This is a genomic window from Crossiella cryophila (assembly GCF_014204915.1).
GTDB lineage: Bacteria > Actinomycetota > Actinomycetes > Mycobacteriales > Pseudonocardiaceae > Crossiella > Crossiella cryophila.
This window is the reverse complement of record NZ_JACHMH010000001.1, coordinates 1652168-1674815: the sequence shown is the minus strand read 5'-3', so window position 1 is coordinate 1674815 and position 22648 is coordinate 1652168. Positions and strand designations below refer to the sequence as shown.

The 22648-nt window shown below is 71.7% G+C and carries 19 protein-coding genes; 8 read left to right on the top strand and 11 right to left on the bottom strand.

Annotated elements, in window-relative coordinates:
• The first annotated feature begins 15 nt into the window (after positions 1-15).
• On the top strand, positions 16-876 hold the full coding sequence (locus HNR67_RS07915; protein ID WP_185001424.1) for a PaaX family transcriptional regulator C-terminal domain-containing protein: 861 nt from the start codon (positions 16-18) through the stop codon (positions 874-876).
• On the opposite strand, the gene HNR67_RS07910 is transcribed toward HNR67_RS07915, so the two are convergent.
• The gene (locus HNR67_RS07910; protein ID WP_185001423.1) at positions 845-1954 is read right to left on the bottom strand and encodes a CapA family protein; all 1110 of its coding nucleotides are present in this window, start codon (positions 1952-1954) and stop codon (positions 845-847) included. The genes HNR67_RS07915 and HNR67_RS07910 overlap by 32 nt on opposite strands.
• Before the next feature lie 98 nt (positions 1955-2052).
• Here HNR67_RS07910 and HNR67_RS07905 point away from each other — a divergent pair, with 98 nt between their 5' ends.
• On the top strand, positions 2053-2283 hold the full coding sequence (locus tag HNR67_RS07905) for a PspC domain-containing protein (protein WP_185001422.1): 231 nt from the start codon (positions 2053-2055) through the stop codon (positions 2281-2283).
• On the opposite strand, the gene HNR67_RS07900 is transcribed toward HNR67_RS07905, so the two are convergent.
• The 10 genes from HNR67_RS07900 to HNR67_RS07855 all read right to left on the bottom strand — a co-directional run bounded on the left by HNR67_RS07900 (position 2284) and on the right by HNR67_RS07855 (position 13402).
• Positions 2284-3873: a beta-N-acetylhexosaminidase gene (locus tag HNR67_RS07900; RefSeq protein ID WP_185001421.1), complete on the bottom strand. Its 1590-nt coding sequence runs from the start codon at positions 3871-3873 to the stop codon at positions 2284-2286.
• The gene (locus tag HNR67_RS07895) at positions 3870-4712 is read right to left on the bottom strand and encodes a carbohydrate ABC transporter permease (protein WP_185001420.1); all 843 of its coding nucleotides are present in this window, start codon (positions 4710-4712) and stop codon (positions 3870-3872) included. The genes HNR67_RS07900 and HNR67_RS07895 overlap by 4 nt, the downstream gene beginning before the upstream one ends.
• Positions 4709-5659, bottom strand: a complete 951-nt coding sequence (locus HNR67_RS07890; RefSeq protein WP_312989541.1) for a carbohydrate ABC transporter permease — start codon at positions 5657-5659, stop codon at positions 4709-4711. Before HNR67_RS07890 ends, HNR67_RS07895 begins: the two co-directional genes overlap by 4 nt.
• Before the next feature lie 20 nt (positions 5660-5679).
• Entirely contained in the window at positions 5680-6969 is a 1290-nt protein-coding gene (locus HNR67_RS07885) for an extracellular solute-binding protein (protein WP_185001418.1), read from the bottom strand.
• A 193-nt stretch (positions 6970-7162) separates the two neighbouring features.
• The gene (locus HNR67_RS07880) at positions 7163-7834 is read right to left on the bottom strand and encodes a copper homeostasis protein CutC (protein ID WP_407645116.1); all 672 of its coding nucleotides are present in this window, start codon (positions 7832-7834) and stop codon (positions 7163-7165) included.
• Positions 7835-7878: 44 nt separating this feature from the next.
• Positions 7879-8520 (bottom strand): TNT domain-containing protein, encoded by a 642-nt coding sequence (locus tag HNR67_RS46135; protein WP_185001417.1) that lies wholly within the window; start codon positions 8518-8520, stop codon positions 7879-7881.
• A gap of 860 nt (positions 8521-9380) precedes the next feature.
• Positions 9381-11003: a chaperonin GroEL gene (gene groL, locus HNR67_RS07870; protein WP_185001416.1), complete on the bottom strand. Its 1623-nt coding sequence runs from the start codon at positions 11001-11003 to the stop codon at positions 9381-9383.
• A 201-nt stretch (positions 11004-11204) separates the two neighbouring features.
• Positions 11205-12401, bottom strand: a complete 1197-nt coding sequence (locus tag HNR67_RS07865) for a protein kinase domain-containing protein (RefSeq protein ID WP_185001415.1) — start codon at positions 12399-12401, stop codon at positions 11205-11207.
• A gap of 28 nt (positions 12402-12429) precedes the next feature.
• Complete coding sequence (locus HNR67_RS07860; protein WP_185001414.1) at positions 12430-12636, bottom strand: cold-shock protein; 207 nt, start codon at positions 12634-12636, stop codon at positions 12430-12432.
• A gap of 82 nt (positions 12637-12718) precedes the next feature.
• Complete coding sequence (locus HNR67_RS07855; RefSeq protein WP_185001413.1) at positions 12719-13402, bottom strand: TIGR00266 family protein; 684 nt, start codon at positions 13400-13402, stop codon at positions 12719-12721.
• A 93-nt stretch (positions 13403-13495) separates the two neighbouring features.
• On the opposite strand from HNR67_RS07855, the gene moeA reads away from it, so the two are divergent.
• The 6 genes from moeA (at position 13496) to HNR67_RS07825 (ending at position 22631) form a co-directional block, all read left to right on the top strand.
• Positions 13496-14692 (top strand): molybdopterin molybdotransferase MoeA, encoded by a 1197-nt coding sequence (moeA, locus tag HNR67_RS07850; RefSeq protein ID WP_185010315.1) that lies wholly within the window; start codon positions 13496-13498, stop codon positions 14690-14692.
• Positions 14693-14747: 55 nt separating this feature from the next.
• Positions 14748-16631, top strand: coding sequence for a M48 family metallopeptidase (locus HNR67_RS07845; protein ID WP_185001412.1), 1884 nt, complete (start codon positions 14748-14750; stop codon positions 16629-16631).
• Between the two features lie 102 nt (positions 16632-16733).
• Positions 16734-18650 (top strand): M48 family metallopeptidase, encoded by a 1917-nt coding sequence (locus HNR67_RS07840; RefSeq protein ID WP_221489805.1) that lies wholly within the window; start codon positions 16734-16736, stop codon positions 18648-18650.
• A gap of 61 nt (positions 18651-18711) precedes the next feature.
• Positions 18712-19425: a phosphatidylserine decarboxylase gene (locus HNR67_RS07835; RefSeq protein WP_185001410.1), complete on the top strand. Its 714-nt coding sequence runs from the start codon at positions 18712-18714 to the stop codon at positions 19423-19425.
• Position 19426: 1 nt separating this feature from the next.
• Positions 19427-20398 (top strand): CDP-diacylglycerol--serine O-phosphatidyltransferase, encoded by a 972-nt coding sequence (pssA, locus tag HNR67_RS07830; RefSeq protein WP_185001409.1) that lies wholly within the window; start codon positions 19427-19429, stop codon positions 20396-20398.
• A gap of 10 nt (positions 20399-20408) precedes the next feature.
• The gene (locus HNR67_RS07825) at positions 20409-22631 is read left to right on the top strand and encodes an AAA family ATPase (RefSeq protein ID WP_185001408.1); all 2223 of its coding nucleotides are present in this window, start codon (positions 20409-20411) and stop codon (positions 22629-22631) included.
• Positions 22632-22648: the final 17 nt, after the last annotated feature.

Here is a 22648-nt window from a genome sequence, read left to right as displayed (position 1 = left end):
GATAGTTTTACCGTCATGCAGGTGACCACCAGACTGCTGGTGCACGCGTTGATCCGGGTGGACGGCACGGTTGGCGCCGATGAGCTGTACCGGGTGGCCGAGCTGTTCGGGATGAGCGAGCAGCAAGTCCGGCTGTGCGTGAAACGCCTGGTCACCGAGGGCCGGTTCACCCACGAGGGCCGGGGGCGCAAGGCCGTGCTGCACGCCGCCGCGGACACCCTGCGCGAACTCGCCCCCGAACTCGACTTCCTGCAACTCGCCTACCGCCAGGACACCGGCCTCGCGCCCTGGGACGGGCGCTGGCACCTGGCCGCCTTCGCGGTGCCCGAATCGGCCCGCCCGGCCAGGGACGCACTGCGCGAGTGCCTGCGCCACCTCGGCGGCGCACCCCTGCAGGGCGGCCTGTACGTCTGCGCCAACGCCTGGGAGCCCTACCTGCGGGAGGCGGCGGCCGAACTCGGCGTGCCGGACGCACTCACCCTGTGCACCACGACCGACCTGTGCCGGGGCGGGCTCACCGACCCGGTCGAACTCGCCGCCGCCCTCTGGCCGCAGGAGGAGATCGCCGAGGGCTACCGCGTGCTCAGCCGGATCGCCGAGCCCCGGCTGGCCCGGCTCACCGGAACCACCGCGCTCTCCCCGGACGAACTCCTGGTCATCGCGATCGAACTGGCGGCCGAACTCACCAGGGTGATGGAGCCGGATCCGTTGCTGCCACTGGAACTGCTGCCCCGGCCGTGGCCCGGCACGCGGGCGCGGGAGCTGTTCGCCCGGTGCTGGACGGCGCTGCGGGAGGGGGAGGCCGGCGGGACGCCACCGATCCTGTTCCGCCGGTACGCGGGGGCTAGCTTCCCACCGGCAGGTCCGCCGGGGTGATGCCCGCGCTGCGCACGATCCGGTCGATCCGCTTGGCTGCCTCGTTCTCCCCCGGCTTCAGCGTGCGCAGCCGGATCGGCGGGCCCAGGTCCACCAGCGTCGGCAGGTAGTCGGCGGTGACCTGCCAGCCGCTGTTGGACTGGGCGAAGCGGAAGCGGGCCAGCACGCCCTCCTCGGTGACGCCGCGGGGTTCCTCGTGCTTGGCGATGTGGTTGCCCAGGCCGTAGGCGACCCACTTGCCCGCGACCTTGGCGATGGGCTGCACGACGTGTGCGTGGTGGCCGATGATCAGGTCGATGGCCGGGTCGTCGAGGAGTTTGGCGGCCAGTTGTTTCTGCTCGGTGGTGGGGTCGTGGCGGTACTCGATGCCCCAGTGCAGGCTGGCCAGGACGACCTCGGCGCCCGCGGCCTTGGTGGCGCGGGCGGCTTTGAGCACCGACTCGGCGGAGATCTGGTTGGACAGCCAGGGTTTGTCGGCGGGGAGTTTGAGGCCGTTGAAGCCGAAGGTGTGCGAGATGTGGCCGACCTTGACGCCGTTGACCTCGTAGATCACCGGTTTGGCCGCCTCGGGGGCGGTGCGGGCCGAGCCGGTGTGCTTCAGGCCGGCCGCGTCCAGGGCGTCCAGGGTGCGTTTCACGCCGTCGAGGCCCTGGTCCAGGGTGTGGTTGGAGGCGGTGGAGCAGGTGTCGTAGCCGGTGGCCTTCAGCGCGGTGACCACCTCGGGCGGGGCGTTGAAGCTGGGGTAGCCCTTGAACGGGCCACCGGGGGCGGCGATGGGGACTTCCAGGTGGCAGATGGCCAGGTCGGCGCCGCTGATCGCGGTTTTCACGCCCGCGAACAGCTTGGTGTAGTCGCGGGTGCCGTTGCCGTCGCTGGTGGCCTGGGTGGTCAGGGCCGGGTGGATCAGCACGTCGCCGGTGGCCGCGATGGTGAAGGCGCGGGGCGGCGGGGCGGCGGCCTGGGCCGCGGAGCTGGTCGGCGCTGCGGTGGTCGGGCCGGGCGGGGGCGCCGCGTCGCTGCCGCAGGCGGTCAGGACCAGGGTGGCCGCCGCGAGGGCGGCGGTCAGGGGTCCGCGCATTTCACGACGCTAGCCCCTGACCGCATCCGGGCTGGTTCCGGGGCGGGCTCGGGGGTCTCCCTGATCCGCCGGAACGCTCCGCGGGCGAACCTTGAGTCATGTTCGACAACACGACCTACAGCGAGACGGGACAGCCCGTGAAGAAGCTGCGCCGGAGCCGGACCGACAAGATGCTCGCCGGTGTCTGCGGCGGTATCGGCAAGCTGCTGGGCATCGACGCGGCGATCATCCGCATCGTGCTGGTGGCCGCCACCCTGCTGGGCTTCGGCACCGGCGCCGTCATCTACCTCATCTGCTGGATCGTCATGCCGGAAGAGACCGCCGCCTGATCACCTCGGCCAGCCCTGCTCATCGGGCCGGCGCTGCCAGGGTCGAGGGCCGTCGAGGGGTCGGTACTCGACGCCGAGCGCGTCCAGCCTGGGCAGGTGGTGCTCGGTGAGGCGGCGCAGGAACCCCGGTTCGTCGCGGGCCTCGGGGCTCCACACCACCTCGGCGAACGCGGCCAGCCTGGGGAAGGCCGCGTAGTCCAGCCGCCGGGGCGAGTCCAGGTGCTCGGTCCACAACTGGGCCTGTGCGCCCAGCACGTGCGCGGCCGCGTCCGGGTCCAGCCCGGCCGGGACCGGCTCGTAGCCGTAGACATCGGTGACCGTGCGGACGAACCCGACCGGGATCGGCTCCTCCGGGTGGTCGGACTGCCGGTGGTCCAGGTACACCTTCTGCTCCGGGCACATCACCACGTCGTGCCCGGCCTTGGCCGCCGTGGCACCGGCCTGTTCGCCGCGCCAGGAGGCCACCACCAGACCGGTCGGCACCTCGCCGACCTCGGTGATCTCGTCCCAGCCGAACGCCTTGCGGCCGTGGTCGGCCAGGTGCTCGGCCAGCTGACGCAGGAACCAGCCGTGCAGGCCGGCCTCATCGGCCAGGCCCAGCTCGGCGATCCGGCGCTGTGCCTGCGGGCTGCGCCGCCACTGCACCAGCGGCACCTCGTCGCCGCCGATGCCGATCACCTCGGCCGGGAAGACCTCGACCACCTCGTCGAGCACGTGCCGGAAGAACTGGACCGTCTCGTCGCGGACGTTGAGCACGTTGTCGTTGATGCCCCACCGGGTCCACACCCCGATCGGCTGATCCAGGTTGCCGAGTTCCGGGTGGGCCGCGATGGCCGCCTGGGTGTGGCCGGGCACGTCGATCTCCGGCACCACCGTGATGCCGAGTCCGGCCGCGTGGCCGACGATCTCGCGCAGGTCGTCCTTGGTGTAGAAGCCGCCGTGCGGACGGGCGTCGTAGTTGCCGCGCTGCCACGGCCCGACGCCGGAACGCTCCCGCCAGCCGCCGACCTCGGTCAGCCGCGGGTAGCGCTCGATCTCCATCCGCCAGCCCTGGTCATCGGTGAGATGCAGGTGCAGCACGGAGAACTTGTGCGCGGCGAGCAGGTCGAGGAAGCGCAGCACGCCGTCCTTGGGCAGGAAATGCCTTGCCACGTCGAGCAGACAGCCGCGCCAGCCGAACCGGGGCCGGTCCCGCAGCCTGCCGTTGGGCAGTAACCACTGTCCTTTGTGGACATTGGAACGACGGAACGCGGCCGGGCCGAAGAGCTGGCGCAGGGTCTGCGCGGCATGCCGGGCGCCGGGCAGCGCGCCGGTGCGCACGTCCACCGCGGTCCCGGTGATGTCGAGGGTGTACTCCTCCACGTCGAGCCGCTCGTCCAGCCCGAACCGGATCTCCGGACCGTTCAGCTCGGCCGAGTCCAGCGGGAAACCCGTTGCCGCGCCGAGGTTGTGCCGCAGCCAGTTCGCCGCGGTGGCCAGTGCCGGATCGGCCCTGATCGCGGTGCCGGGGCGCAGCTCGAACTCGCCGGGGGCGCGGGTGGACTCGAGCGGGCGGGGCAGCAGCACGTCGAAGGACGGGGTCACGCTCATCCCTTCACCGCCCCGGCCAGGCCGGAGACGAGCCGTCGTTGCACGAAGATGAAGAAGATCAGCACCGGGATGGTCATCAGGGTGGAGCCCGCCATGATCGCGCCCCAGTCGTTCTGATCCGGCTTGAAGAAGGTGAGGATGGCCAGCGGCAGCGTCTGGTTCTCCTCGGCGGAGATGATGAAGGTCTTGGCGAAGAGGAAGTCGTTCCAGGCGTGGATGAACGACAGCACGCTGGTGGCCACCAGACCTGGCGCCACCAGGGGAAAGAGCACCTGCCAGGTGAACCGGAACCGGCTGGCCCCGTCCAGGGTGGCCGCCTCCTCCAGCTCCACCGGCACCGCGGCCACGAAGCCGCGCAGCATCCAGATCGCGAACGGCAGGCCGAAGGCCAGGTGCACCAGCATCAGCGAGCCGAGGTGGTTGAGCCCGAAGGCCGGGGCCACGTCGCCGACCTGGCGCATCAGGAAGAACAGCGGCACGGTCAGCGCCTCGACCGGCACCAGCTGCGCGACCAGCAGCATCACCAGCAGCGTGGTGCGGCCCTTGAAGCGGAAGCGGGTCAGCGCGGTGGCGGCCAGGAAGGAGCACAGCAGCGCCACGGTGACCACCACCAGCGCGACCACCACGCTGTTGAGGAAGTAGCGGCCGAAGTTCTCCACGGTGAGGACCTTGGTGAAGCTCTCCAGGCTGGGCGCGAAGGTCCACGGGCGTGGCGAGGTGGAGAGCACCTCGCTGGCCGGTTTGAGCGCGGAGAGCACCATCCAGTACAGCGGGAAGGCCACCACCAGCGCGATCAGCACGGTGACGATCTCGGCCACCGTGCGGCCTGGTCGTTTCACAGCTCCTCCCCGCTCCTGCGCAGCGCGCGCAGGTAGAGCACGATGACGCCGAGCAGCAGCACGGTCATCACCACGCCGATCGCCGAGCCGAGGCCGTATTCGCTGGCGGCGAAGGCTTTCTGGTAGGCGTAGACGTTGAGCACCAGGTTCTGCCCGGCCACTCCGCCGCCGCCGGTCATCACGTAGATCTGGGTGAAGATCTTGAAGTCCCAGATGATCGACTGGATGGTCACGATGATCAGCAGCGGCCGCAGCAGCGGCAGGATCACGCTGGTCATGGTGCGCACGGTGGACGCACCGTCCAGCGCCGCGGCCTCCAGCACCTCACCGGGGATCGCCTTGATCCCGGCGTAGAGGGTGACCATGACGAACGGGAACGAGCACCACACCACCTGGGCGGAGACCAGGCCGAAGGCCACGTACTTGTCGTAGGTCCAGGAGTAGCTGGCGAACCCGTCCAGGCCGACCCCGGTCAGGATCTCGTTGACCAGCCCGAAATCGGTGTCGAAGAGGAAGAGCCAGACCGTGGATCCGGCCACCGCGGGGGTGGACCAGGCGCCGATCGCGGCCAGGAACAGGATCATCCTCGGCACCGCGCGCACCCTGGTGGCCAGCAGCGCCAGCGCGGCGCCGACCAGCAGCGTGGCCACCACGCAGAACCCGGCGAAGAGCACGGTCTGCAGCAGCACCTGCCAGAACTGCGGATCACCCAGCAGCGTCTGGTAGTTGCCGAGGCCGAGGAACTCCAGCGCGGCGCCGCCGCTGGCCTGTTCCTGGCCGTAGTCGAACAGCGAGATCAGCACCAGCTGGTAGATCGGGTAGCCGAGCAGCCCGCCCAGTACCAGCAGGGTGGGCAGCAGGTAGCCGATCGCGGCCCGGCCGTCCCGTTTTCCCTTGCGCCGCGCAGGTTTCCCCGCGGCCCCCGGTGGCGGGGCGGCTGCCGTCACCGGGGTCAGGGTGCCTTGGCTCACGAAGTGAAGGCCGTGTTCATCAGCTTGGCCGCCTCGGCGGTGGCGTCGTCGACGGTCTTCGCCTTGGTGACCACCTGCTGGATCATGTTGGGCAGCACGGTCTGCGCGTCGATCTTGGCCCAGGCCGGGGTGACCGGGACGAAGCGGGTGCCCGCCTCAAGGGTGGCGATGAACGGCTTGGTGAACTGGTCGTTGCCGGAGACCTCGCGCTGCACGTCGGTGAAGGTCGGCAGGTTGCCCATCGCGGTGTACATCTGGCGCTGGTACTTCTTGCCGGCCAGCAGCTGCAGGAAGTCCTTGGCCAGGGTGCGCCGCTCGGTGGAGCGGGTGATGCCGAGCAGGTTGCCGCCGGCGAAGGCGGGCGCGATCGACCCCGCGGTCTCGCCGGGCAGCGGGACCACGGCGAACTTGCCCTTCACCGCACCGGCCTCCACCGCCTTGCGGTTGAAGTCGCCGCCGATGGTCATCGCGGCCTTGCCGGCGACGAATGCCTGCACGCTGGCGTCGCCGCCGTTGGGCGCGCACGCCGAGGGCGGGCAGATGTCCTCGCCGATCAGCTCGGCGTAGCGGCCCAGTCCGGCCCGGCTCTGCGCGCTGTCGATCGAGGAGGCGAACTTGCCGCCGTCGGCCTTGGCCAGGTCGCCACCGGCGGACCAGACGAAGGGCAGCATGCCGTAGGTGTACTTGCCGCCGACGGAGATGCCGTACAGCTCGGGCTTGGCCTTGCGGATCTGCCGGGCCAGCGGGGCCAGCTCGGCCAGGGTCTTGGGCGGTTGCAGGCCCAGCTCGGTGAAGACGTCGGTGCGGTAGTAGAGCGCGCGCACGCCGACGAACCAGGGCACGCCGTAGGTCTTGCCCTCGACCTTGCCGGTCTCCAGGATCTTGGGCGCCAGATCGGCCGCCTCCGACCAGCCGCCGAGGTCGCCGGAGAGGTCGGCGAAGCCACCGGCGGCGACGTAGTTGGCCAGGTCGGTGTTGCCGAACTCGGCCACGTCCGGGGCACTCTTGGCGTCGCTGAAGGCCGCCTTGAAGCGTTCGGCCCTACTGTTGACCTGGATGTACTGCACGTCGACGGTGACACCGGCGTGGGAGGCGGTGAACTCCTTGATGGCCTCGTTGACCACCGCTTCCTTGGGCGCGCGGTTGACCTCGTCGAAGAGCCAGACCCGCAGGGTGCCGTCCTTGGTGTCCTTCGCCGAATTGGTCGGACCGGACTGCACCGGTGCACAGCCGACCGTGGCCAACCCGACCAGCGCGGCCACCGCCGCAAGCCGTCTGATCGTCATGAAGACCTCCACACCTAGCGATGTTGCAAAATGCGCAATGGTCATTTCGCATAAAGCAACGCGTTGCGGGCGATGGTATGGCCCGAAACAGGCTCGAACAAGGGTCTAGACCATCCCAATTGCCCCGGAACAGCAGCGCGCCCGCGGGACGAGGGTTCGTCCCACGGGCGCGCGTGGTGGTCGCGGTGGCGGCTCAGCCGTTGACCAGCCCCCGCCACCCGGCGACCGCGGTGGCGTCCACCGGACTGTCCCAGCCCCCGGCGCGAGCGGGCCCGCCGACGTGGAAGTGACTGACCCCGGCGGCCAGCAGTTCCGGCACGTGCTGTTGCTTCAACCCGCCGCCGACCAGCAGGGCCAGTCCGTCGGCCGCCTGCCGCTCGGCCAGCTCACGCAGCAGCGGCAACCCGTCGGTCACACCGGCCGGCGCGCCCGCGGCCAGCACGGTGTCGCAACCCAGCCCCGCGACCACGGCCCAGGCCGCCACCGAGTCCGCCGCGTTGTCCAATGCCCGGTGGAAGGTCCAGGCCGCCCCGGCCAGCTCGCCCAGCAATGCCTGGCAGGCAGCCAGGTCCACCGCGCCCTCGGCGTCGAGGAACCCGAGCACGAACTCCGTCGCCCCCGCCGCGCGCAGTTCCGCCGCGTCCCGGCGCAGCCGGTCCAGATCGGCGGGCGCGTACCCGGCGGCGTCCCGCAGCATGACCCGCACCGGCAGGTCGGTGGCCGCGAGCACCGAGCGCACGGTGGCCGCGCTGGGCGTGAGTCCCCCGGCGTCCATCCCGGAGACCAGCTCCAGCCGATCGGCCCCACCCGCCTGCGCGGCCTCGGCGTCCCGGGCGTCCAGCGCGATGACCTCCAGCAACGTCATGCCGGACAGCCTAACGTGGTCTAGACCTTCTGCGGATCGACCGTTCAGCGGCGAGCGAGGTATCCCTTGTCGACCAGCCAGGCCACGTTGAGGAAGCCCTCCCCCGGCACCAGCGCCCGGTCCAGCTTGATCTGGCTCCCCCGCCCCCGCTGCTCAAACCACGGCGCGATGGTCCCCTGCCACACCTGGAACTCCTTGAGCACCTGGTAGGTGCGGTAGTTGCACCGGTGAGCGGCGTCGAAGGTGAACAAACTCTGCGGCGGCAACGCCCGCTGGCTGTAGTGCGCACCCAATGGCGCCAGGAACTGCCCGCCCTCACTGCCGAAGCGGTCCAGCTTGTAACCGGGGAGCAGCCGGTGCACCCGCTTGATCGGGGTGCCGTCCGAGCGGAGCAGGAACCCGTCCTGCGGCGGGTACTTCCAACTGGTGGCGGCGGCATCCCAGTACTTGGCGAGGAACCCGGCCGAGTCGAGCTTCCCGAACCGTTGGTAGCCGGCGACCAGCCTGCCCACGGGGTGCTCGGTGACGCGGGGCAGGGTTTCCGGGCCGAGGCGGTTGTCGCCCTGGTAGGTGCCCGCGCAGGCGAGCGGCGCGTCGGCGAGGGCCGGGGAGGCGGCGCCCAGGAGAACGGTGAGGCTGGCGAGCAGGGCGGTGAGGAAGATGGCGAGCAGTCGACGACCCCGCACAGGCGCTCCTTCGGGAAGGTGATCACGACGGTGGTCATCCTGGCGGGGCGGGGGTGGCGCGGGGGTAGCTGAGGTCACACGGAGAGGGAAGACCACTCGGGCGGGGGAACGACGCCGTCAGGCGAGGGGCAGGCAAGGGGTGGGGTTGGGGGTTGGGGGTTGGGGTGAAAACCCCACAACGAGGGCTCTCGCGTGTTCTCCGTATGGCCTGGAGCTTGCTGACCACACCTCGCCGAGTGGCCCCTGCAACCTGCCGCCGCGTGCCCACGAATCCGCAACGGGGGCCACTCGGCGAGGTGTGGTTGGCTTGCGGAAGGCCATGCGGAGAACACGCGAGCCCTCGGAGCCACGCTGGAACCGGCCCCGGCAACACAAACCCCGCCCCGCAACCTGCTCATCCCGGTTCTTGATCTGTCCACCCCCTCCGGCGGTCTGCCCGGCCAGCGAGGCCATCCTTTTTTGATCTTGATCTCTGCTCTAAAACCAAAGTCAAGATCAAGAGCGTCCTCGCCGGACGGGCAGAAATCAAAGGATGGGGGGGAAAGTCAAAGACAAGAGCAGAGAAGAAGAGCAGTGCTCGTACGGTTCCCCCATCCCCGTCAGCCCTCCGATACCAAACCACATCCCGGGCACGCAGACCGTTGCGGTTGAGAGGCTAGGGCGGCGGCAGGTTGCGGTCTGCGCGCCCGGGATGTGGTGTGTCCTCTCCAGGCTGACGGGGATGGGGGAACCGCTCGGGGTGTGTTGAAAAGCCACCCCGGCTGTCAGCTTGTCCTGGGCATAAGCAAGCCCCCGGTCACAGTGCAGGTGGACCGGGGGCTTGCTGGTGTTCAGTTGTTCAACTGCTTAGCGAGGCTGGATCAGAAGTCCATTTCGCCGCCGCCGGGGGCGGCGGGGGCTGCGGCGTTCTTTTCCGGCTTCTCGGCGACGACGGCCTCGGTGGTCAGGAACAGACCAGCGATGGACGCGGCGTTCTGCAGGGCGGAGCGGGTGACCTTGGCCGGGTCGATGATGCCGGCCTTGATCAGGTCCTTGTACTCGCCAGTGGCGGCGTCCAGACCCTCGCCCGGCTTCAGGCCCTTGACCTTCTCCACCACGACGCCACCCTCGAGGCCGGCGTTGATGGCGATCTGCTTCAGCGGAGCCTCGACCGCGACGCGGACGATGTTCGCGCCGGTCGCCTCGTCGCCCTCAAGCCCGAGGCCCGCGAAGGCGGTCTCGGCGGCCTGGAGCAGCGCGACGCCGCCACCGGCGACGATGCCCTCTTCCACGGCGGCCTTGGCATTGCGGACGGCGTCCTCGATGCGGTGCTTGCGCTCCTTGAGCTCGACCTCGGTGGCCGCGCCCGCCTTGATGACCGCAACGCCGCCGGCCAGCTTGGCCAGGCGCTCCTGCAGCTTCTCGCGGTCGTAGTCGGAGTCGCTCTTCTCGATCTCGGCGCGGATCTGGTTGACCCGGCCCTGGATCGCGTCGGCGTCGCCGCCGCCCTCGACGATGGTGGTCTCGTCACGGGTGACGACCACCTTGCGGGCCTTGCCCAGCAGCGAGATGTCGGCGTTGTCGAGCTTGAGGCCGACGTCCTCGCTGATGACCTGGCCGCCGGTCAGGGTGGCCATGTCCTGCAGCATCGCCTTGCGGCGGTCGCCGAAGCCCGGGGCCTTGACGGCGACGGACTTGAAGGTGCCGCGGATCTTGTTGACGACCAGGGTGGCCAGGGCCTCGCCCTCGACGTCCTCGGAGATGATGACCAGCGGCTTGCCGGTCCCCATGACCTTCTCCAGCAGCGGGAGCAGGTCCTTCACCGAGGCGATCTTCGAGCCGTAGAGCAGGATGTAGGGGTCCTCCAGGACCGCTTCCTGACGCTCGGTGTCGGTGACGAAGTAGCCGGAGGTGTAGCCCTTGTCGAAGCGCATGCCCTCGGTCAGCTCAAGCTCGAGCCCGAGGGTGTTGCTCTCCTCGACGGTGATGACACCTTCCTTGCCGACCTTGTCCATCGCCTCGGCGATCAGCTCGCCGATGGTGGTGTCGGCCGCGGAGATGGACGCGGTGGCCGCGATCTGCTCCTTGGTCTCGACCTCCTTGGCGGTCTTCAGCAGCGCCTCGGCGACGGCCTCGACGGCCTTCTCGATGCCGCGCTTGAGCGACATCGGGTTGGCGCCGGCCGCCACGTTGCGCAGGCCCTCGCGAACCAGGGCCTGGGCGAGCACGGTGGCGGTGGTGGTGCCGTCACCGGCGACGTCGTCGGTCTTCTTCGCTACTTCCTTGACCAGCTCGGCCCCGATCTTCTCCCACGGGTCCTCGAGCTCGATCTCCTTCGCGATGGAAACACCATCGTTGGTGATCGTCGGCGCGCCCCACTTCTTTTCGAGCACGACGTTGCGGCCCTTGGGGCCGAGGGTCACCTTGACGGCATCGGCGAGGGTGTTCATGCCGCGCTCGAGTCCTCGGCGGGCGTCCTCGTCGAACGCGATCATCTTGGCCATTGCGGTGTGGTCCTCCGGTAGTGGATGACACGATGCACGGCCAGGCTCGGTGCCCGCGACGGACGACCTGACGGCAGCGCCCCAGTGGTGGGGATGCCGACGGCCTCACCGTCCCGACCTGGCACTCACTGTCGGCGAGTGCCAAGTTCGTGTTTAGCACTCGGCCGGAGCGAGTGCAAGCCGCCGGGCTGTTCGCCCAGCTCAGGCAACCGCGAGGACGATCACAACGACGACCACGATCAGCGCGGCCACCGCCAGCACCGGGATCAGCCAGCGTCCGCCGACCTCCCGGGAGCTGCTGTTGCCGAAGGCGGTCGGCGCCACCGCCATCGGCGGCCGCAGCCGCACCGGCTCGGCTGGCTGGCCGGGCGGCCGGTAGCCCGGCTGCGGCACGGCGTAGGCCGGCGGCGGCTGCACCGGGTTGGGCCCGGTGGGCGGGTGCGCGGGCTGCTGCTGCACCGGGACCGGCCCGGTCGGCGGCCGCAGCGCCTGGTGCGCACCGGTCGGCGTGGCCTGCTGCGGAACACTGCCAGGGGCCCTGACCTGCGGCGGGGTGCTCTGCTGGGCCACCGCGGCGAGCGCGCCGCGGGCGGCGGAGATCAGTTCCCGGCAGTTGGCGAAGCGCTTGGCCGGGTCCTTGGACATGCCGCGCCGCACCACCGCGTCGATCGCCGGCGGCAGCACGACCAGCCCGGTCACCGCGGGCACCTCGGTGGCCAGGTGGCCCTGGATCACCTCGGGCACCTTGCCCTGGTAGGGCGGGCGGCCGGTCAGGCAGGCGAAGAGCACGCAGGCCAGCGAGTAGGCGTCGGTGCGCGGGTCGACCGGCTCGCCGCGCAGGTGCTCCGGCGCGGCGTAGGTCGGCGAGCCGAGGAAGTCCCCGCCCCTGGTCCGGTGGCCGGTGGCGCCACGCCGGGTCAGCCCGAAGTCGGCCAGGTAGACGTGCTCACCGGAGGACTCACGGGTGGTGACCAGCACGTTGGCCGGCTTGATGTCCAGGTGCACCAGGCCCTTGCCGTGCAGGTTGTCCAGTGCCTCGGCGACCTGCTGCAGCAACGTCAGCGCGCGGACCGGCGCGATCGGGCCGTCCTTGATCAGGCTGGCCAGGTCGGCGCCGTCGACGAAGCGCATGGCGATGTAGAGGAAGCCGTCGGTCTCGCCGAAGTCGTACAGCGGCACCACGTGCGAGTGGTCGATGGCCGAGGTGTTGCGCGCCTCGTCCACGAACCGCTCGCGGAACTCCGCGTCCACGGTCAGGTGGTCGGCGATCACCTTGAGCGCGACCTTGCGCCCGAGCCGCACATCGGTGGCCCGGTACATGGTGCTCATGCCACCGCGGCCGATGACTCCGTCGATGCGGTAATGGCCGAGACGGCGTCCGGTGAGGTCTTCCGACACAGGGCGCAGCCTAGCCGCTGGCCCCGAGCTACGTGGCCTTGCGTACCTCTTCGGCCTGCTGCCTGCCGTCGCGTCCGGCTTTGACCTCGAACTCGACCCGGTCACCCTCGTTGAGGGACCGGTAGCCGTCCATCTGGATGGCGGAGTAGTGCACGAAGACGTCGGCTCCGCCGTCGGTGGCGATGAAGCCGTAGCCCTTCTCCGCGTTGAACCACTTGACCGTGCCTAAAGCCACGAGATCCTCCCGGCCACCACGCGCTGAACCCTGTCAACGCTACCGGAGCGCGGCCGCGGGCGTCAGCGGCAGAACAACCGGCTCAGCCGCGGGAAACCGTTGCGGCAGCACGCAACCAGCTCGCCAGCCCACGTGGGTCGCGGCTCTGCGCGAGCACCTCGCCGGGGCCGGCGAAGTCGAACACCAGGCCCTCGCCGGTGCGGATGGACTGGCTGCCGTTGTGCGTGGCCGCGCGCAGCCGGACCTGCACGGTGTCGGCGTAGGCCAGCACGTGCCCTGGATCCATGGTGACCAGCTCGCCCGCCTTGAGCGTGACCACGTCCAGCGCGCCGCAGGCGGCCAGCACCAGCGGGCCCTGGCCGAGGACGTGGGTGAGGAAACCGCCCTCGCCGCCGAAGAGCGCCTGCAGGCCGGGCCATTCCGGGTCGAACTGCACGGTGGCCGGGGCGGCCAGCCACGCGGTGCGGCTCAGGCACCAGCCGGTCTTGCCGTCCAGCTCCAGCACGTGCAGGTCGCCGGGCAGGCTCGGCGCGAGATCGACCCAGCCGCCCTGGGCGGGCGCGGTGTAGAGCGCCACCGCCGGGCCCTCGGTCCCGAGCGCGGCCCTGGTCAGCGATTTCAGGAAACCGCCCTGGGCGCGGGCGTCGATCGCCATGCCGTAGCTGGTCGCCACCATCCGGCCCGGTTCGGCGAGCACGACCTCGCCTGGGGCCAGCAGCAGCCGGGCGACGCCGAAATACGGAGTGTGACGAGTACGGACCTGCACGAGATCCGAGTTTGGCACGAACAGACCCCGGGCGGCTCGCCGGATGGAGATCCGGGAGGTAAGGATGAGCACGTGAGCACGTCATCCGCAGCCCTGGTCGAGGTCGAGGCGCACAAGGCCAGGGTCTGCTCGCTGCTGGGCACCACCCCGGTGGAGCGCCGGGGGCTGGCCGACTGCCTCGACCTGGTGCTGGCCGAGGAACTGCTGTCCCCGGTGGCGCTGCCGCCCTTCGACAACTCGGCCATGGACGGCTACGCCGTGCACTCCGGCGAGCTGGCCGGGGCCAGTCCGGAGGCGCCGGTGGAGCTGCTGGTCGCCGAGGACATCCCGGCCGGGCGCACCGACGAGCTGTCCCTGCTCGGCGGCACCGCGCACCGGATCATGACCGGCGCGCCGGTGCCCACCGGCGCGGACGCGGTGGTGCAGGTGGAGTGGACCGACGGCGGCATGCCGAGGGTCCGGGTGCACCGCGAGGTCAAGGCGGGCATGAACATCCGCCGCGGTGGCGAGGACGTGCTGGCGGGCACCAGGGTGCTGGCCGCGGGCTCGGTGCTGGGCGCGGCCGAACTGGGGCTGGCCGCCGCGGTCGGGGTGTCCGCGCTGCCGGTGTTCCGGCCGCCGAGGGTGCTGGTGCTCTCCACCGGTTCAGAGCTGGTGGAGCCGGGCCGGGCGCTGCGGCACGGCGAGATCTACGAGTCCAACGGGATCATGCTGGCCACCGCGGTGCGCCAGGCGGGCGGGCAGCCGGAGCTGCTCCGGTTCGTGCCCGATGACGTGGACGCCTTCCACGCCGCGCTCGCCCCGCACCTGTCCACGGTGGACCTGGTGCTGACCTCCGGCGGGGTCAGCGCGGGCGCCTACGAGGTGGTCAAGGACGCGCTGAGCGGGCACGGGGTGGAGTTCACCAAGGTGGCCATGCAGCCCGGCATGCCGCAGGGCGCGGGCTGGTACCGCGGCGTGCCGGTGGTCTCGCTGCCGGGCAACCCGGTGAGCGCGCTGGTCTCCTTCGAGGTGTTCCTGCGGCCCGCGCTGCTGGCCGCCCGCGGCGCGGTGGACACCGAACGGCCGCGGCTGACCGCCCGGCTGGTCGAGGGGCTGCGGGCACCCGCCGGACGTCGGCAGTTCCGCCGCGGCCGCTACGACGCCACCACCGGCCTGGTGGCCATGGCCGGTGGTCCCGGCTCGCACCTGCTCTCGGCGATGGCGCAGGCCAACTGCCTGATCGATGTGCCGGAGGAGGTCACCGAACTGGCCGCGGGCGACCCGGTGACCGTGCTGCTCACCAGATAAAGGACTACTAACGCCGGGGTTGTCCCCCGAAAGGGTGAGGGCCAGACTCCGCCGGGTGCATGCTGCTTTTCGAGCCGGACTGTCGGTGACGCTGCTGCTGGCGTTCCCGTTCGTCGTCGTGGGCGTGGGTGCCGGTGGGGTCGCGGCGGGAGCCGCCGTGGGCGGGCGGCCCGGCGCGCAGATCGCGCTGCTCGGCCTGGGTGTGCTCATCGCACTGGGCTTCGCGCTGGTCAGCGCGTTGAGCACCCGGCTGACCGCGCCGAGCGGGCCGAAGCTGACCCGGCGGGACCAGCCAGAGCTGTGGCGCACCGTGGAAGACCTGGCCGAGCTGGCAGGCACCCGGCCGCCGGATGAGATCACGCTGGTCGGCGAGGTCAACGCGGCCGTGCGGGAGGACAGCAGGCTGCTCGGCCTGCGCTCGGGCAGGCGCCATCTGCTGATCGGCCTGCCGCTGCTGGCCGGGCTCACCGTGGCCGAACTGCGCGCGGTGCTCGCGCACGAACTGGGCCACTACGGCCGGGGGCACACCCGGCTGGCCGCGGTCACCTACCGCGGCGCGGAGACCCTGGCGCGCACCGTCGACCGGCTGGACCGCGGCCCGGTGCGCTGGGTGCTCGACGGCTACGCCCGGCTGTACGCGCTGGTGGCCAAGGCAGCCAACCGCGCCCAGGAGTTGCAGGCCGACCAGGTCATGGTGGCCACCGCGGGCCGGGAGGCCGCGGCCAACGCGTTGCGCGCGGTCAGCACGCTCGGCCCGGCCTGGGCGGCGTTCAACCGCCGCTACGCCCGGCTGGCCATCGAGACCGACCGCACCCCGGACCTGCTGCTGGGCTTCCACGCCTTCCTGGTGCACCCGGCGCAGCGCGACTGGCTGGGCGAGCTGGTCGAACAGGTGCTGGACAACGAGCCCGAGTCGGCCTTCGACAGCCACCCCTCGCTGCGCCGCAGGCTGGCCGCCATCGCCTCCGCCGAGGAGGAGGCATACGACTCCGACGCCCGCCCGGCCTGGGCGCTGCTCAGTGAACCGCGCAGCACCGTGCCCACCCTGGAGTCCGCGCTGATCGCCCGCGACCTGGGGCCGAGGGCCAGCTGGACCGACATCGTGCGGCTGGCCGGGGCGGCCGACGCCCGGCACGGGGCCGGGCTGCTGGCCAAGGCAGTGGTGGACAGCGGTCAGGGCCGCACCGGCGCGATCGGCGAGGTGGTGCAGGCACTGCGCCGGGGCCGGGTCGAGGAGCTGGCCGAGCCGGTGCGCTGGCCGGGCGCCACCGATGAGGAGGTGGTCTCCGAACTGCTGGCCGATGTGGTGGTCACCGCGTTGATCGAGTCCGGCCGGGCCTATCACGACCTGGACTGGGGCGGGCCCTGGCAGGTGCGGCTGGCCGACGGCCGCCGCTTCGACGCGACCAGGCTGACCGGCCCGGCGGTGGCCGACCGGAACCTGGTGGACGCGCTGGGCCGCAACCTGCAGGCCCTGGGCGTGCCGCCGCAGTTCGTCTGCCCGCTGGACCCGGAGGACGAGGCCGAGGACGCCGAACCGGCGCTGGTCGGCGTGTTCAGCTCGCTGCAGCTCGGCCGCGCACCCAAGGACCTGCTGGTCTACGCCAGTGGCCTGCTGGTGCTGCCGCTGTCCCGCTGGGTCTGGTTCAAACGCGGGTTCGCCGGGCTGATCGGCGGCTCGGAACGGATGGAGCGCAAGCGGATCGCGCTGCTCACCGAACGCGGCTACCCGGCCCTGTGCGAAGCCAGGGGCGCGGACTGGATCTCGCTGGACGAGGTCTCCGGCGGTTCCTTCAGCACCAAACGCACCGTCGGTTACCTCAACATCGAGTTCGCCCAGGGCGCCCCGCTGAAGTTCGCGATCACCAACTTCACCGAGGACTACGGCGACGCGCACGCGGGCCTGCGGGCGTTCTTCCAGGCCAAGGCCGCTGTGTAGCGGGACTTGCCCAGCGCGGCGGCTGGGCGGCACACTGCCCCAGCCAGTACATCGGGGGCTGGCGAACTCCCTGTCACCCCTGCCCGCTCCCGGAGGTCTCAGGTGCGTGTGCCCATGCGCGCCGCGGCGGCGCTCGTGCTGTTGGTCGGCTTCTTCGTCCTGGTCCTCGCGCTGACCGTCGGTCTGGCCGCGTTCGCGATCTGGCTCTTCGCCGGTGGTCACGGACCGGCCGGGATCAAGGTCGGCTTCGCCGCGGCCGCGGTGGCCATCGCGGTCGGCGCGGCCGTGCGCACCGTGCTCAAGGTGAAGGTCGAGCCCTATGGCGCCCAGCTGCCGCGCGCGGACTACCCGGAGCTGTGGCGCACCGTGGACGAGCTGGCGGTGGCCGCGGACACCCGTGGCCCGGACGACATCCGGCTGGTGCCCGAGGTCAACGCCGCGGTCTGGGAGGACAGCAGGCTGCTCGGCCTGAAGTCCGGCACCAGGTACCTGATGATCGGCCTGCCGCTGCTGGCCGGGCTGAACGTGGCCGAGCTGCGCGCGGTGCTCGCGCACGAGCTGGGCCACTACAGCCACGGGCACACCAAGCTGTCCGCGCTGACCTACCGGGCCACCGGCGCGCTGGAGCGGACCGTCGAGGAACTCGGCAACGGCCCGGTGCGCTGGGTGCTCGCCGGTTACTCCCGGCTCTACGCGATGGTCGCCGGGGCCTCCAACCGGGCGCAGGAACTCCAGGCCGACGCGGCCTCGGTGACCGCGGCAGGCAAGGGCGCCACCGCCAGCGCGCTGCGCAGGCTGCCGGTGCTGGACGTGGCCTGGGCGGGCTACCAGGAGGACTACGTGTCCATGGCCCCGCCGGTCGGACGCACGCCGGAGCTGCTCGCCGGGTTCCACGCCTACCTCGGCAACGAGCACCGCAAGCAGCTGATCGCCGAGTTCCAGGACAAGCTCATCGACGCCGAGTCCAGCTCGGTCTTCGACAGCCACCCACCGGTGCGGGTCCGGGTGGCCGCGCTGGCCAAGCTGCCGGACGTGCCGCCGATGACCGACGTCCGGCCGGCCTGGGCACTGCTCGGCGCGGCCGAGCGGGTGCCGGTGCTGGAACAGGAGCTGCTGGCCGAGCACCTCGGCCCGAGGGCGAGCTGGCCGGAGATCGTCGAGCTGGCCGGGACCAAGCACGTCACCGGCAACGCCGGGGTGCTGGCCAAGGTCGCCACCGACGGCGGGTTCACCACCTCCGGCGCGCTGGGCGAACTGCTCGACGTGGTGCAGCGCGGACAGGGCGCGCAGCTGGTCGACCCGCTGCTCGGCCAGGGCCTCCCGCCTGGTCAGCGACCGGAGGCGGCCCGGCGCACGCTGATCCAGCTGCTCGGCGACACCGCGCTGACGCTGCTGGTCCGGCAGGGCAAGGCAGGCTTCGAGCTGGACTGGGGCAGCCAGTGGGTGGTCCGGCACGCCGACGGGACCGAGCTGGAGGTGCACGAGCGGATCGTCACCGCGCTGGCCGAGGACGACCTGGCCGGGCTGCGGGACTGGCTGACCGGGCTGGGCGTGCCGCTGACCGAGGCGGTGGCGCAGGTCGACTTCGAGCTGCGCGTCAAGGTGCTCGGGCTGTTCACCGCGGTCAAGTCCGGCGACGGCCGGTTCGACCTGTTCGTCTGCGACGACGGCCTGCTGCTGGTGCCGCTGGAACGGGCAGGCGCGCTCACCCGCGGCCTGACCGACGCGCTGGGCCGGGGCGGCCGGCAGGAGTCCGAGCGGCTGGCCGCGCTGCTCGCCGAGGACATCAGCGAGCTGCGGGAACGGCCGGACAGCCGGTGGATCGGCATCGAGGACATCCTCAGCGGCAAACTCGGCCCCCGGCCCTGGGGCTGGACGGTGGATCTGAAGCTGACCGGTGGCGAGCTGAGTGTGCGCAGCACCACCGACACCAACGACCACGGCGAGCCTTACGAGGGGCTGGGCGCGCTGCTGGCCAACCGGGCACAGGTCGCCGGAGCGGCCGCCGGGACGCCGTAAATGTCGGTTCGGCTACCGTTTGGCGTCCCCAGCCCACCGACACCAGGACGAGCCGACACCGATGACTGACGATTCGCGACCCCGCTCCGGCACGATCGCCCACTTCCTTGATCTGGCCAAGAGCACGGTCCCGCCGATGCACCCGGGTGGCAGGCCGTTCGTGGCAGGCGCGTTCCTCGCCTCGCTGCTGCTGCGCCGGTTCTCCCGCAAGGCGGGGGTGCTCGGCATGATCGTCACGGCCTGGGTGGCCTGGTTCTTCCGCGAGCCCAAGCGGGTCGCCCCGGCGCGTACCGACGTGGTCACCGCGGCCGCGGACGGCACCGTGTACCTGGTCGACACCGCGGTGCCCCCGGCCGAGCTGGACTGGGGCAGTGAGCCGGTGCAGCGGGTCAGCGTGTTCCTGTCCATCTTCGACGTGCACGTGCAGCGCGCGCCGGTGGCAGGCGAGATCCTGCAGGTGGCCTACCGGCCCGGCAAGTTCCTCTCCGCCGACCTGGACAAGGCCAGCGAGGACAACGAGCGCAACTCGCTGCTGATCCGCACCGACGCCGGCGCCGAGGTCGTGGTGGTGCAGATCGCCGGACTGGTCGCGCGCCGGATCCTGTGCCAGGTCAACGCGGGTCAGCGGGTCGAGGTCGGCGAGACCTACGGCCTGATCCGGTTCGGCTCCCGGGTGGATGTCTACCTGCCCAAGGGCAGCAAGGTGCTCGTCGCCCAGGGCCAGCGCACCATCGGCGGGGAGACGGTACTGGCCGAGCTTCCCGCGGGCGCCTGAGATGCCCGCGCGCACCGCACCCGGGGTGCGGCTACTACCCAACGCGATCACCGTGCTGGCGCTGTGCGCCGGGCTGTCCGCGGTGCAGTTCGCGCTGCAGAAGCAGTTCCACTTCGCGGTGATCGCCATTGGCGCGGCCGCGATCCTGGACAGCCTGGACGGCCGCCTGGCCCGGATGCTGGACGCCACCTCCAAGATGGGCGCCGAGCTGGACTCGCTGGCCGATGCCATCTCCTTCGGCGTCGCGCCCGCGCTGGTGCTCTTCGTCTGGGGCTTCGAGGGCAACCCGACCGGCTGGACCGCGGCCCTGGTCTACGTGGTGTGCATGGTGCTGCGGCTGGCCAGGTTCAACACCCTGCTCGATGACACCGAGCAGCCGCCGTTCACCAAGGAGTTCTTCGTCGGCGTGCCGGCTCCGGCCGGCGCGCTGGTGGCGATGCTGCCGCTGGTGGTCTCGCTGGAGACCTACAAGGGCTGGTGGACCCACCCGGTCGCGCTCTACATCTGGATGGTCTTCATCGCGGGCCTGCTGATCAGCCGGGTGCCCACGCTCTCGCTGAAGACGGTCAAGGTCTCGCCGAAGGCCATCGCGCCGCTGCTGGCGCTGGTCTGCATCGCCGCCGCGATCGTGATCAACTACCCGTTCCTGCTGCTCGCGGTGGCCGCGATCGTGTACCTGGCGCACGTGCCGTACGCGATCTACCGCTACCACTGGCTGGCCGGTCACCCCGAGGCCTGGGACGTCCCGGCCAAGGAGCGGCGGGCCATCCGGCTCAGCAGCAGGCGGCTGGGCCTGCGCCCGCCGCTGCGCCGCCGGGTGGCTGGTGCGGCGGCCAAGGCGGTCCGGCGCGGCAGGCGCAATGCCGACGGCGAGCTGCTGACCCCGGATCGCCCGGACGGGCAGCGCGGCAACTGGCGACAGCTCGGGTTGCGCCGCACCGAACGCCGACGCCGGGACTCGCGGCCCGACTAGTGTCGTCAGCGTGATCACGCTGACCGTTCGGCACTCCCCGTCGGCCCTGGACACCCGCCGTGGCGTGGTGCGCCTGCACCCGGAGGTGCTGGACGCGCTCGGGCTGCGGGCCTGGGACGCGGTCCGGCTCACCGGCACCAGGGTGACCGCGGCGCTGGCCGCGGCCGCCGACGCGGGCGTGCCGACCGGCGTGCTGCTCACCGACGACATCACCATGTCCAACCTGGGCCTGACCGAGGGCTCGGAGGTGGTGGTGGCGCCGGTGCAGGTGGCCGCGGCCCGCTCGGTCACCGTGTCCGGGTCCCGGCTGGCCAGCACCGGGGTCGCGCCGGAGACGGTGCGGCTGGCGCTGATCGGCAAGGTCATCACCACCGGCGACGCGGTGTCGCTGCTGCCCCAGGACCTGGCCCCGCCGCCCGAGGCCGACGTCAGCACCGCCCGCCGGAAGCTGTCCCTGGCGATCGGGCTGACCTGGACCAACGAACTGCTCACCATCACCGCCACCGAACCCGACGGCGTGGTCGCGGTGCAGCCCTCCACCGTGGTCAGCTGGCGGGACGGCGCCCGCACCGGCGAACCACCCGCCGCGGCCCGGCCCGTGCTGCCCGCGCCGGTGGCCATCGCGCCGCCCGTGCCCGCCGCGCCGCCGGTGCCGGTGGCCGACCTGGTGGGTGCGCAGGACGCGGCCCGGCGGCTCACCGAATGGCTCGAACTCTCCTTCCGCCGCCCCGAACTGCTCGCTCGGCTCGGTGCCTCCGCCCGGCTCGGTGTGCTGGTCAGCGGGCCGGAAGGGGTCGGCAAGTCCACCCTGGTGCGCTCGGTGGCCGCCGCGGTGGAAGCCGAGGTGATCGAACTGATCGCGCCGAGTGCCGCCGCCCTGGAACCGGCCGCGGCCAGTCAGCGCGCGCACGACGCGATCAGCGCCGCGGTGGCCAAGGCCCGGCGCAGCACCCCGTGCGTGCTGCTCATCGCCGACATCGAGGCGCTGCTGCCTGCCAACGACCCGCCGCCGCTGGCCACCGTGGTGCTTGACGCGCTGCACGCCGCGGTGGACACCCCCGGCCTGGCCATCGTGGCCACCACCGCCTCGCCCGAGGGCACCCACCCCAAGCTGCGCGATCCCGACCTGGTCGACCGCGAGCTGACCGTGCCGCCGCCGGATGCCCGCACCCGCACCGAACTGCTGCGCGTGCTGCTCCGCGAGGCCCCGCTGGAGGACGGCGTCGACCTGGCCGTGGTCGCCGAACGCACCCCCGGTTTCGTGGTCGCCGACCTGGTCGCGCTGCGCCGGGACGCCGCGGTCCGGGCCGCGCTGCGGCAGCGGGAGACCGCCGAACCGCGGATCGGCCAGGAGGACCTGCTCGGCGCGGCGCAGACCGTGCGGCCGATCTCCATGTCCGCCTCCGACGCCCTGGCCACCGGCGGGCTGACCCTGGACGACGTCGGCGACATGACCGAGGTCAAGCAGGCGCTCACCGAATCGGTGCTGTGGCCGCTGCAGTACCCGGACTCCTTCGCCCGGCTCGGCGTGCAGCCCCCGCGCGGGGTGCTGCTCTACGGGCCGCCAGGGTGTGGCAAGACCTTCCTGGTGCGTGCGCTGGCCGGGTCAGGGCGGGTCAACGTCATGTCGGTCAAGGGCGCCGAGCTGATGGACAAGTGGGTCGGCGAGTCCGAACGCGCGGTCCGCGAACTGTTCCGCCGGGCCGCCGACGCCGCACCCACCCTGCTGTTCCTGGACGAGGTGGACGCGCTCGCGCCACGCCGCGGCCAGTCCTCGGACTCCGGGGTCGGCGACCGGGTGGTGGCCGCGCTGCTCACCGAACTCGACGGGGTCGAACCACTCAACGACGTGGTGATCATCGGCGCCACCAACCGGCCCGAACTCGTCGATCCGGCCCTGCTGCGGCCCGGCCGGCTGGAGCGCCTGGTCTACGTGCCGCCGCCGGACGCCGAAGCGCGCACCGAGATCCTCAAGTCGGCGGCCCGGCACACCCCGCTGACCGCCGAGGTCGACCTGAGCGCGCTGGCGCTGGAGCTGGACGGCTATTCCGCCGCCGACTGCGCCGCGCTGATCAGGGAGGCCGCGCTGACCGCGATGCGCGAGTCCCTGGACGCCGCCGAGGTCACCCCGGCGCACCTGGACAGCGCGCGCAAGGCGGTCCGCCCGTCCCTGGACCCGGTGCAGCTGGCCAACCTGGCCGCCTACGCCGACCGGCACCGCCAGGGCGGCTGAGCCGCGACCCGAGGGCG